The organism is Bacillus sp. (in: firmicutes), from assembly GCA_017656295.1.
Lineage (GTDB): Bacteria > Bacillota > Bacilli > Bacillales > JACDOC01 > JACDOC01.
In genome coordinates this window covers 21,251-33,653 of record JACDOC010000002.1, presented here as the reverse complement: position 1 = coordinate 33,653, position 12,403 = coordinate 21,251, and the positions used below count along the sequence as shown (strand labels likewise).

Annotated in this window: 11 protein-coding genes; 2 read left to right on the top strand and 9 right to left on the bottom strand. The window is 36.6% G+C overall.

The window, feature by feature from the left end; all coding sequences use genetic code 11:
• Nucleotides 1-47: 47 nt before the first annotated feature.
• From H0Z31_02880 to H0Z31_02855, 6 genes are all read right to left on the bottom strand, one after another.
• On the bottom strand, nt 48-1,985 hold the full coding sequence (locus H0Z31_02880) for a TRAP transporter permease (GenBank protein MBO8176380.1): 1,938 nt from the start codon (nt 1,983-1,985) through the stop codon (nt 48-50).
• Nucleotides 1,986-2,453 carry a DUF1850 domain-containing protein gene (locus H0Z31_02875; GenBank protein MBO8176379.1) on the bottom strand — a complete coding sequence of 156 codons (468 nt, stop codon included), beginning with the start codon at nt 2,451-2,453 and terminating at the stop codon, nt 1,986-1,988.
• A 20-nt stretch (nt 2,454-2,473) separates the two neighbouring features.
• Nucleotides 2,474-3,451: a TAXI family TRAP transporter solute-binding subunit gene (locus H0Z31_02870; GenBank protein ID MBO8176378.1), complete on the bottom strand. Its 978-nt coding sequence runs from the start codon at nt 3,449-3,451 to the stop codon at nt 2,474-2,476.
• A gap of 146 nt (nt 3,452-3,597) precedes the next feature.
• Nucleotides 3,598-4,971 carry a sigma-54-dependent Fis family transcriptional regulator gene (locus H0Z31_02865; GenBank protein MBO8176377.1) on the bottom strand — a complete coding sequence of 458 codons (1,374 nt, stop codon included), beginning with the start codon at nt 4,969-4,971 and terminating at the stop codon, nt 3,598-3,600.
• A complete protein-coding gene (locus H0Z31_02860) occupies nt 4,949-6,970 on the bottom strand; it encodes a transporter substrate-binding domain-containing protein (protein MBO8176376.1) in 2,022 nt (673 codons plus the stop codon). The genes H0Z31_02865 and H0Z31_02860 overlap by 23 nt, the downstream gene beginning before the upstream one ends.
• Before the next feature lie 152 nt (nt 6,971-7,122).
• Nucleotides 7,123-8,451: a PhoH family protein gene (locus tag H0Z31_02855; GenBank protein MBO8176375.1), complete on the bottom strand. Its 1,329-nt coding sequence runs from the start codon at nt 8,449-8,451 to the stop codon at nt 7,123-7,125.
• A gap of 159 nt (nt 8,452-8,610) precedes the next feature.
• Between H0Z31_02855 and H0Z31_02850 the strand changes: the two genes are divergently transcribed.
• Nucleotides 8,611-9,195, top strand: a complete 585-nt coding sequence (locus tag H0Z31_02850; GenBank protein MBO8176374.1) for a YhcN/YlaJ family sporulation lipoprotein — start codon at nt 8,611-8,613, stop codon at nt 9,193-9,195.
• Between the two features lie 67 nt (nt 9,196-9,262).
• Here H0Z31_02850 and H0Z31_02845 read toward each other — a convergent pair whose 3' ends face one another.
• A complete protein-coding gene (locus H0Z31_02845) occupies nt 9,263-9,718 on the bottom strand; it encodes a pyridoxamine 5'-phosphate oxidase family protein (protein MBO8176373.1) in 456 nt (151 codons plus the stop codon).
• Between the two features lie 147 nt (nt 9,719-9,865).
• On the opposite strand from H0Z31_02845, the gene H0Z31_02840 reads away from it, so the two are divergent.
• Complete coding sequence (locus H0Z31_02840; GenBank protein ID MBO8176372.1) at nt 9,866-10,066, top strand: YlaI family protein; 201 nt, start codon at nt 9,866-9,868, stop codon at nt 10,064-10,066.
• Between the two features lie 67 nt (nt 10,067-10,133).
• On the opposite strand, the gene H0Z31_02835 is transcribed toward H0Z31_02840, so the two are convergent.
• Nucleotides 10,134-10,445, bottom strand: coding sequence for a YlaH-like family protein (locus H0Z31_02835; protein MBO8176371.1), 312 nt, complete (start codon nt 10,443-10,445; stop codon nt 10,134-10,136).
• A gap of 12 nt (nt 10,446-10,457) precedes the next feature.
• The gene (gene typA / locus H0Z31_02830; protein ID MBO8176370.1) at nt 10,458-12,299 is read right to left on the bottom strand and encodes a translational GTPase TypA; all 1,842 of its coding nucleotides are present in this window, start codon (nt 12,297-12,299) and stop codon (nt 10,458-10,460) included.
• Between the last annotated feature and the right edge of the window lie 104 nt (nt 12,300-12,403).

Below are 12,403 nucleotides of genomic sequence, written 5' to 3'. Positions count from 1 at the left end.
ACAAAAAAGCCTGTTCCCTGGTTTTATCAGGGAATAGGCTTTTCATATTAAATTGCCGATCCCTTTGCCTGGGACCTCATTCGTTTTTGTAATGAAAATTGACGAAAAACTATGAACGCAAATAGAACAATCCCAATTAAATCTTGTACTACATTTGGTGTAAGAAACAGGAATGAACCTGAGGATAAAAGCAATCGTTCTACTAAGTTTAGTCTAGTAAATAGGAATCCTTCCGCTGCTATTCCGAGCATGACGACACCCATAATAGCTGTAATAATTACAAGTAATGCACCTAGCAGAGTAATATCAATTAATAATAATTCATTATTGTATACAAACAAAAACGGAATAATAAAACCTGCAATCGCTAATTTCATTGACACAAATCCAGTTCTCATTGGATTTCCACCAGAAATACCTGCAGCAGCAAACGATGCTAATGCTACAGGAGGAGTAATATTTGCGAAAATACCAAAATAAAAGACAAATAAATGAGCTACAAGTGGTTCAATCCCCTGTTGGATGAGCGCTGGAGCAGCCATGGTTGCCGTAATGATATAAGTTGGAATACTTGGTAATCCCATGCCTAAAATAATACAAGCAATCATCGTAAAGATAAGAGTAAGGAATAAATTGTCCCCACCTAATGCAACGATACCACTCGCTAATTTTAAACCGAACCCGGTTAATGTGGCCACACCTACAATAATTCCAACTGCTGCACAAGCCACGGCCACACCAAGCGATGTTCGTGCGCCAACTTCTAAAGCCTCTAATACATCCCGCCAAGACATACGTGTGGTTTTTCTTACCAAACTTACAAGGATAGTGACAATAATTGTCCAAAAAGCTGAAAAAATAATGGTTGTTCCACTAAAAAACAACATATAAAATAAGAAAATTAATGGAATTAACAAATGCCCCCGTTCTTTTAGGACATCGCTTACTTTAGGTAGTTGATCTCTTTCAAGACCTTCTAAACCATTTTTTGACGCACGAAAATGAATCTGAATTAATATTCCTAAATAAAATAACAATGCTGGCAAAATTGCAGTTAATGCAATCGTTGAATAAGGAATGCCCAATACTTCCGCCATAATAAATGCTGATGCTCCCATTATTGGAGGTAAAATTTGTCCACCAACTGACGCACTAGCTTCAACAGCTCCTGCAAAATCCTTTTTATACCCTATTTTTTTCATTAATGGAATCGTAAAGGCACCAGTAGTAACAACGTTAGCTACTGCAGCTCCATTAATACTCCCCAAAAATCCACTTGCAATGACGGCAACTTTTGCAGGTCCTCCTTTAGTATGTCCGGCAATCGCCAAAGCTAAGTCATTAAAAAATTGCCCCATACCAGATTTTTGCAGAAACGCTCCAAATAAAATAAAAAGAAAAATATAAGTTGCTGAAACACCTATTGCTGTACTAAAAATCCCTTCGGTGGTGGTATACAAATACGCAGACACTTGTTCAAGATCATATCCGCGATGACGAAAAATACCTGAAAATGATCGGCCAAAAAGAGCATATAACAAAAATAAAATACTTAATAAAGGAAGTGCCAAGCCACTTAAACGTCTTGCCGCTTCTAAAACTAAGATGATTAACATTCCACCAAAAATGTAGTCCCATGTGCTAGCTATTCCACCACGTTGGATAATATTAGAGTATTCGACTACTAAATAAACAGTGGTAGAAATCGCACAAAGGGCTAAGCAAACATCAATAACCGATAACTTTTGTTTGGATGATTGACGAAATGCAGGGTAGTAGAGAAATGTTAAGGCCAGAATAGCTCCTACGTGAATGGAACGATGTTGCAATGTAGGAGGTGTTCCAAAATAGGAGGTATAAAGATGGTACAAAGATAATAAAATAGCAAGAGTCGCTATTACGTTTTTAACATAGGGGTTTTGAAAGGAACGATATCTTGATTCGGCATCGAACTTTTCTAGTAGTTGTTGATCGTTCAAATTCATTCACCTCTTTTCAAGATACATAATAATCCGACGATGATGAGGAATTAACTTTGTATCAACAAATTTCTTATTATTTAACGTCAATTCGTGTTGCACGTAATGAGAATGTATCCATGAATACTTTTTGTAAGGTCGATCAAGATTGGTCATGATAATAAAATCATCTGAATAAACTAATTTTCCTTCACTTTCGTGAGGTACTCCTGCCCCGAATGATTGGAACCTTGTTTCAATTAAATGTAATTGCTCGTCTTGCTGTACCTCAATAATTTCCTCCCAGGGAGTATGCTCAACTGAATGTATCCATGATAGCTTCAATCGATCTCCAATCTTTACTGGTTGCTCTATATATTTATTACCTGTGTCCACATCTTCAATGATTAATAAATACGGGGATGATGGCTCCCTTTGGCAAGCAACCATCCCCCCTATGATGATCATCAATAAGAATAATCCCCATTGTTTCAAGTACAATCGGCTCCTTGCCTTTATTCAATTACTCCTTTTTCTTTTAAATATTTCTCTGCTCCAGGATGTAGTGGAACCACCATACCGTCAGTAGCTGTATCAAGCGTAATATTCTTAGCAGAATTATGTGATGCATGAATATCATCTATATGTTCAAAGATAGCTTTCGTTAAATCATATACCACCTCTTCAGATAAGTTTTTATTGACTAACAAAATGTTCATGATGGAAACAGTAGAAATGTCTTCCTCATTTTCATAAGTTCCTTTTGGAATCGTACCTTCAATGAAAAACGAATATTCTGATGTTAGTTTTTCCAATTCTTTTCCTTCAATAGGAATAATTTCTACATCGTGTGATGTTGCTAAATCAATAACTGTGGAATTCGGAATTCCACTCGTCACAAAAGCAGCATCAATCATACCATTTTTCATTTGATCAATCGATTCTTTATAAGATAAATAATCCACTTCCATGTCATCGTAAGTTAATCCGTACGCATCTAAAATAATACGTGCATTTAATTCAACACCAGAGTTTGGTGCTCCTACTCCTACTCTTTTTCCTTTTAAATCATAGACCGTTTCAATTCCAGAATCTTTAGTCGTTACAATTTGGACATAGTTTGGATATAAGGAAATTAATCCTCGTAAATTTTCATTTGGTGTTTCTCCTTCAAATGCACCTGATCCTTCATACGCTTGTTGGACCGCATCTGACATTGTGATAGCTAATTCTGCTAAATCGTTTGTAATTAAGTTAATATTTTCAATCGAAGCGCCTGTTGATTGAACAGATGTATCAATGCCTAACGCCTCTTCAAAAACTGAAGCCATTGCACCACCAATAGGATAATAAACTCCCGATGTTCCCCCAGTGGCTATTGTCACAAATAGATCTTCAGAACCTGAAGAATCAGTACTGGATGAATTACTAGAACATGCTCCGACAATAAGGGATGAAATTAATAACATCATCCATAATTTCCATTTCTTCATTTTTTGTTCCCCCTTCGTTTCTTGTCTCATATATTAATTATGCAAAAATTGTGCCAACAAACATTGTAAGCGGATTCAATAATTTGTACCAGAAAGTTGAATAGAAAACCGGAAAAAAGTTCCGGTGAAGAACTTTTTTTCCGGTTTTAGATTCGTACTTCACTGTATTGGTTTAATTTATTTCGTAAACCTCTTTCAGAGATTCCTAACATTTCAGCCGTTTTTCGTCGATGGCCATTGTTTGCTTTTAATGTAGCCAATATTAACTCTTTCTCTACTTCCTCTATTTTATATCCTACTAACTGGTCAAAGATTGATAATTGTTTGCCTTCTGGCCACATAGATTGCATAGAAACTTCTTGAAATTGATGCGGTAAATCATGTACTTGAATACGGTTTTTATCACACATGATAACTGCTGCCTCAAGAATATTGGATAACTCTCGAACATTTCCAGGATACGAGTACCTCATTAACCTTTCAAAAGCTTCGGATGTAATCCCTTCAACTTGCTTATCGTATTTTTGATTAAATTGTTGAATAAAATGTTGAACAAGTAGAGGTAAATCGTTTTTTCGTTCTCTTAAAGGTGGGAGTGAAATTTCAATGATATTTAATCGAAAATACAAATCTTCACGAAATCTTCCTTCTTCTACAGCCTGTTTTAAATTTTGATTTGTAGCAGCAATTATTCTAACGTTGAGCGGGTATTTTTTGTTGGAACCTAATGGTGTTATTTCTTTTTGCTGAAGTACACGTAATAATTTTGCCTGTAAAGATAATGGCATGTCACCTATTTCATCTAAGAACACTGTACCATTTTGGGCAACTAAAAACTTCCCTTCCTTTTTTTGAACAGCACCAGTAAAAGCTCCCTTCTCAAAACCAAAAAGTTCACTTTCTAGCAAGTGTTCAGGAATGGCAGCACAATTGATCGCTTCAAATGGTCCCTTTTTTCTAGCCCCCGAAAAATGAATAGCCCGGGCTACTAACTCTTTCCCCGTTCCACTTTCACCTGATATCAGCACATTTGTATCGATATCTTTGACTTTTTTAACTAAATGAAATACCCGTTCCATGGACGGAGAATGACCAATGATAGAATCTATCCCATATTTTTGAGACAGTTCTTCAGTCAATTCATCTACTTGTTGTTGTAATTTTTTAAATTGTAAAGCTTGACCAATGGTGACGAATAATGATTCCATATGAAGTGGCTTCGTTAAATATGTATAAGCTCCTAGTTTTATTGCTTCTACAGATGTTTCTATCGTTCCATAAGCCGTCATAATAATGACGATTAAATTGGGTTGAATCTTTTTTATTTGCTTTAAAACTTCTAAACCATTAATTTGACCGAGTTTTAAGTCCAATAAGCAAAGATCATAGGGCTCAGAATTTATTTCTTGGAGTGCCTCAAGTGGTTCGGTAAATGCCTTTACATCATATTGATCTTCTAATGCAAATTGTAAAGAAGTACAAATGGAATATTCATCATCAATTATCACTATCTTTTCCATAATATCCCCTTTCCGTTAATGGGAATGCAATTGTTATTTGTGTCCCTTCCCCATACTTACTTTTCACTTGGACTGTCCCATTTTGTTCTTGGATATATTGTTTTGAAATTGACATTCCTAAACCGGTACCTGTGGCTTTGGTCGTAAAAAATGGCTCGTACACTTTATCGAGGTTTTCCTTTTTAATTCCCATCCCATTGTCTTTAATGTTAATAATACAGGTCTCTAATGTCGTTTCTCCAAAAATTTCAATTTTTGGCTGGTAGTGACCAACTTCTATCTTCTTTCGTTCTTCGATGGCATCAATTGAATTCAAGATGAAATTCATCAGAGCTTGTTTTAATTGATTCTCATCACATGTAATCGTCACAGGGGGGAGATGGTGATAATGAAAGTCGATTCCTTTTTGTTCCAACACCCTTTTAAACAATATAGTTATAGAATGAATCAAGTCATGAACTCGAATTTCTATTAATGATTTACTCTTTTTCGGTTTCACATAATTTATTAAACCTTCCACTAATTGATTGATGCGCTCAATCTCTTTTGGTACGATATTGACCAATTCTTTTTTGAATTCTTCATTAGACATTTTGTATGGGATTAGATGAACTAACGTTTGAATAGAAGTTAATGGATTTCGTATTTCGTGAGCAATCCCAGCGACTAGCTGATTTAACGCTCGACTTTTTTCCTGTTCAAAAAATTGTTCCCGTAAATATTTTTCCAAAGAAATATCTTCAAAAGACAAAATTAAGCCAATTATTTCACGTTTATAGTTGTATAGCGGATAGATGTAATACCTAATGGACATAATTTTGTTCTCTGACAACTCCCAATTAAATTCTTTTCCTAAAATTTTTTCTCCGTGCCGGATCACTTGATTAAATAGAGTAGTATTTAACAATTTGTTAATTAATGGAATTTCTGTATAAATGCTCCTTTCCATATCAAGATTAGCCTTTCCTATAATTAAGCTCGCTTTTTGATTAATAGATGTAAGCGCTCCCGACCGATCGAACGTTAATATTCCCCTTGGACTACTGTCTAAAATTTGTTGTTTGAACTGAATATTATTTTTTGTTTCTAACACTTGTTGCTGTAGGGCATTTGTTTGTTTTTGAACTTCTTTTTGTAATTTTCTGTTCCACACACTAATGAATACAATTACTACTAAGACAATAACTAAGGACCACGTTAAGAAATGGATTGTATGCTCAACTTTTCTCCTCCATTGATAAGGTTCGAACCATTTTTCCATTATGTGCTGATACACTCCATTTTTCCGCAATTTTGAAAGTTCCTCATTAATTTGATGCAATAAAAAGGCTTCATCTTGCCTTAAAACGAAACTATAGTAAACAGGTACAACATTCGCTTGAACTACTTTATATTTATCCTCTAATCCCCATTGATTTATAAAATAATTAGCCGTGTGTGGTTCACCAATAAATGCATCCGAACGGTTCACAGTTAGGAGACGTAAGGCATTTTTTTGATTAGAGGCTACCTGGAACTTTATTCGACGTATATTTTGTAGAAAATCATATTCAATAGAACCTTGAACTAATGATACTGTTCGCTCTGACAAGTCTTCAACTGATTGAATTTCACTATTTCCATACGCAACATAAAGCGAACTACTGGATGTAAAATAATGATCTGAAAACAAAATATCTTTAGAAAGAACATCATTATATGGAACAGTTAAAATCACATCAACTTGTTCATTTTTTAAAGCTTCAATTGCTTGATGATGAGGTAAAAAAATATATTCATAAGTAAGACCTAATTCATTTGCAATTGTTTCAAAAATATCTATACTAAATCCTTTAAGAGACTCATTTTCTTTGAACTGAAAAGGTGGTAAAGCTGGGGCAACTGCTACAGTTACATGTCTTGTGTTAGATATGGTTTTGTCTATTGCTACGATACGTTGTGGTTGTACAATTATTACTACAATCATGGTAAATAGCAGTGTTAAAGAACGCCAAGACATTGCTCTTCCACCTTTCTAAAACTTAACTTCAATATCATTAACATTATAAACGAAAAATTTTTCAGTGACTTCTTTTTTTCCGAACTTTCGAGTTACACATAATATTCAATAAAAAACGATAGCTAGCATAAAATCTAGCTATCGTTTTTTACTTATAATAAATCCGCCGCAAGTTGAGCGAGGCCGGAGCGTTCCCCTTTCAGTAACTTTACATGTCCAGCAACGGTTTGGTCTTTAAATTTTTCAACGACGTACGTTAAACCATTATTGTATTCATCTAAGTATGGGTGATCGATTTGAGCTGGATCGCCCATCAATACGATTTTACTTCTTTCTCCAACTCGGGTAAGAATCGTTTTGACTTCATGTTTCGTTAAATTTTGTGCCTCGTCAATAATGATAAATTGGTCGGGAATGCTCCTTCCTCGAATATATGTTAACGCTTCAACTTCAATGGAGCCCATACCGGCTAAAATGGCATCTAATTCCCCAGGTTTTTTCGTATTAAATAAATACTCTAGATTATCATAAATCGGTTGCATCCAAGGGCGAAGCTTTTCTTGTTTTTCTCCTGGCAAGTAACCAATATCTTTTCCGACAGGGACAATCGGTCGGGCAACTAGTAGTTTTTTATACGTATTTAAATCCTCCGTTTGCATCAATCCAGCTGCCAACGCAAGTAATGTTTTTCCTGTTCCGGCTTTCCCAATCATTGTAACAAGTGGGATGTCATCACGTAATAACAATTCTAAGGCCATCATTTGTTGGACATTTCTTGGTTTAATCCCCCAAACATGATCTGGATCATGTATAATTTTTCGAACTCGTTTTCCGGTTCTGTCGACCATACCGATGGCTGAAGCAGAACTTCCTAAAGAATCTTTCATAATAATAAATTGATGGGGATAAAACGGTTGATTCGTAAGGTAGGAGGAATCAATTTCTCCATTTTCATAAAATACATTGATGACCTCAATCGTAGTATATATTTCTAAAAAACCGGTATAAATGTGATCGACTTCCACTACCCGGTCATTTAAAAAGTCTTCAGCGATTAATCCAATCGCATCTGCTTTCACACGGACGAGAGCATCTTTACTCACAAGAATGACTGGACGGCCGTTTTCTTTTGCTTCCTCTTCTATTGATAAATTTTTGGCCACAGCTAAAATACGGTTATCATTTGTTTTTTCGACAAAGATTTTTTGCAGTTGGTGGAATGAACGATGATTTAATTCAATTCGTAACGTCCCTCCGTTATGAAGAGGAATTTTTTCATGCAGCTTGCCATTTTGACGCAAACCATCAATTAATTTGGATACTTGTCTTGCATTTCTCCCTATTTCATCCATGTACCGTTTTTTCGAATCCACTTCTTCAAGAACGACAGCTGGAATGACAATTTCGTTGTCTTCAAAGGAAAAAATCGCATACGGATCTTGTAACAAGACATTTGTATCTAACACGTAAATTTTACTCAAACCGATGCCTCCTGCTCTTCATGTATTAATAATTATTTTATGTTACACGTATACGCATGTTCACATGTTCTTTGATGAAATTGAAGAAAAATGGATACTTCGCATACTTCATGAACACAATATAAGTAAACTTGTCAAACATGCTGGAGGTATCCTTGTATGCGAAACATCATTGTTTTCTTCCTTAGTAGTCTTATGTTCATAAATGGTTGTGTGCGTTCCAATGATAACGAGGTTCAAAATAAAGAACAGCTCATCACGGTTAAAGATTCCCATATTGAAAACGTTGATCGCAAAACAGGGCAAGAAATTTCTAGACGGTTAGTGGAATTAGCAACGAGTGTTCCCCACGTCAACGATGCGACTGCCGTCGTTCTTGGCCCGTATGCTCTAGTAGGTATAGATGTTGATTCAAATATCGAACGATCAGAAGTAGGTTCCATTAAATACTCAGTAGCCGAGAGTTTAAAAAGCGATCCATATGGGGCGGAAGCAGTAGTCATTGCTGACCCCGACTTGTACGCCCGCTTACAAGAAATTGGCGTTGATATTCAACAAGGAAAACCAATTCAAGGAATTATGAATGAATTGGCTGATATTGCAGGGCGTCTCATGCCTGAAATTCCTCGTCACATCGTTGTTCCAGAAGCGGAAGATGCGAATGATAATGAGAAAAAAGGATTGAACGAAAAGGAAAAACAATCGTTAGAAAACAATCAGCAAAACCAATCCAACAGTCAATAATATTCAGTTATCACTAATACAATTTTGAAAGGTTTAAAAAAACGCCATGAACAAGCTTAGGACCATACTAAGCATGTTTCATGGCGTTCATTACTTGTGTATCTAAACGTTCCGCTGCTTTTTTATCATATGTTTTTGCATACTGAGGCTCGCTTGTAATTTTCGAGCCATAAAACATCACGTCACGCACTTCTTGAATGCGAATTTCAATAAGGGCTAGTTTAAGAGGAACTCCTTCAAGCTTTTCAACTTTTACTTTAGCTTTACCAGCGATGGCATACGTAGACTCATTGGCAATTAACGTCACGACAACATGAGGATTATTTTGTATGTTTTTGACAATTCGAGAACGGTTGTCCACAGCAAGACGAATCGTTTCTTCATCTAATGCATATACCCAGGAAATAGCACTCACATTCGGCGCACCTGTTTCATAATCGATCGTTGAAAGAGTAACATATTTCTCATGTTGCAGTTCTTCAAATAAAGGTGGAATGAGTTTTGGTTCAACCAAATTAGCCATCATCAATCCCTCCCATCTACTTTTATTATACTATAAAGATAGTGGTAATAGACATGACAAACCAAGTTTTTTCACATGTTATGGACATCGTTCATCATCATCCCGTGATATACTTATAGAAAGGGAAAAGGAATTGAGGTGTTTACGATGCGTGTAAAGTGTGTCCTTTGCGATAAAATTGAAACCATTGATAGCGATTCATTATTGGCGAAAAAATTACGGAACCGACCGATACATACGTATATGTGTCAATCATGTCATGATCGCATTACCGAGCGAACAAAAGCAAGACTAGCTACCGGTAAGTTCCGGTTTTATCGCTCGACCAGTCGTGACGATGAATTTTAATCGATCGATTAATCATTATAAGTTGATAGGCAAAAAAACCGCTTAGTTGATGCTAAGCGGTTTTTTATTATGAAGCGTTTTCCTGTTTTTTCTCATTTCGCAGTCGAATTTTATAGATGATTAAGATGAGCGCAGCGACGACTAACCCTTCCGCAACCGGTAAGAATACCGCTAAAAAAGTTAAGATGGTACACCCCATGATTAAAAACAAATAAATAATCGCTGATTTTAATATTGGGAGCTTTTTCGCAAATCCTAGCTTATACACAACGATACAAAGGGCCACAATGGTTAAATATAATAGCCACATCCCCGTTTCCGGTTGTTCATCAACACGAAAAAGGGATGCAAAAAAAGACAATCGTTCGGATACGTTCAAGCTAACCCCTCCTTATCGATTCATTTCTGCATACTTTTTCTTTTTCGCTACTTTTTCACGTTCATTTTTATCTAAAATTTTCTTCCTTAGTCGAATAGACTTTGGCGTTACTTCACAATACTCATCATCGTTTAAATATTCTAAAGCTTCCTCAAGAGTCATGATTTTCGGTTTTTTCATCGTTGTTGTTTGTTCTTTCGTAGCCGAGCGAATATTGGTTGCATGCTTCACCTTCGTAATATTCACTGTAAGGTCATTTTCCCTTGTGTGCTCCCCAACAATCATTCCCTCGTAAATTTCCGTTCCGGGTTCAACAAAAATGGTCCCGCGATCTTCTACTTGCATGATTCCATATTGTGTTGCTTTTCCAGTTTCTAATGAGACGAGTACCCCTTGACGACGTCCACCAACTTTACCCGGTTGCATCGGTTGATAACTGTCGAACGAGTGGTTGATAATCCCATATCCTCTCGTCAACGTCATAAATTCCGTAGTATATCCAATTAAGCCTCTTGCTGGAACCATAAAAATAAGACGGACTTGTCCATTTCCGTTGTTAATCATATCTAACATTTCCCCTTTACGGGAACCTAATGATTCAATGACTGCACCCGTATACTCCTCAGGAATATCAATTTGTACCCGCTCTACTGGCTCACAGCGCACCCCGTCAATTTCCTTCACAATTACTTCCGGTTTGGAAACTTGAAGCTCATAACCTTCTCGGCGCATATTTTCGATTAATATGGATAAATGGAGCTCTCCACGTCCCGAAACGATCCAAGCATCCGGAGAATCAGTTGGTTCAACTCGTAAGCTGACATCCGTTTGCAACTGTGCTTGAAGGCGCTCCTCGATTTTTCGAGCGGTTACATATTTTCCTTCTCTTCCAGCAAATGGGCTATTATTCACGAGGAACGTCATTTGTAAAGTTGGTTCATCAATTCGAAGAACCGGTAATGCTTCTTGATGGTCAATAGGACAAACGGTTTCACCTACATTAATATCTTCCATTCCTGAAACAGCGACTAAATCACCGGAGTAAGCTTCTAGAATTTCTTGACGCTTTAAACCGAAAAAGCCAAACATTTTCGTCACTCGGAATTGCTTTACACTTCCGTCGAGTTTCATCAAAGCAACTTGTTGACCAACTTTCATTGTTCCTCGGAAGATACGGCCAATCCCAATTCTTCCTACATAATCATTATAGTCTAACAAGGCGACTTGGAATTGGAGGGGTTCTTCTTTATTATCGACTGGTGCCGGGATATGTTGGACAATCGCCTCGAATAACGCTTCCATGTTGTCATCTTGACGATGAGGGTCTGTACTAGCCGTCCCGTTAATGGCTGATGTATAAATGACAGGAAACTCTAATTGATCATCATTGGCATCAAGTTCGATAAACAATTCCAGCACTTCATCGACAACTTCTTCTGGCCGGGCAAATTCACGGTCAATTTTGTTCACTACGACAATTGGTGTTAAATTTTGTTCTAATGCTTTCTTTAAAACGAAGCGGGTTTGTGGCATACACCCTTCGTACGCATCAACAACTAAAAGAACTCCATCGACCATTTTCATAATTCGCTCGACTTCTCCGCCAAAATCGGCGTGTCCTGGTGTATCCAAAATATTTATTTTGACATCTTTATATTGAATAGCAGTATTTTTTGCTAAAATTGTGATTCCTCGTTCCCGTTCTAAGTCATTGGAATCCATCGCTCGTTCTTCAACATGTTCATTTGAACGAAACGTACCCGATTGCTTTAATAATTGATCCACTAAAGTTGTTTTTCCATGGTCAACGTGGGCGATGATGGCGATATTTCGTATATTTTCACGTAGTTTCAAGTTCGTCACTCCTGCCTATCGTGTCGTATCAGTATTTTCAACCAAGTTATTATATCACATTCAGTAGAAAAGAAGAACTTGATTATGTACAATGGAAAGGAATA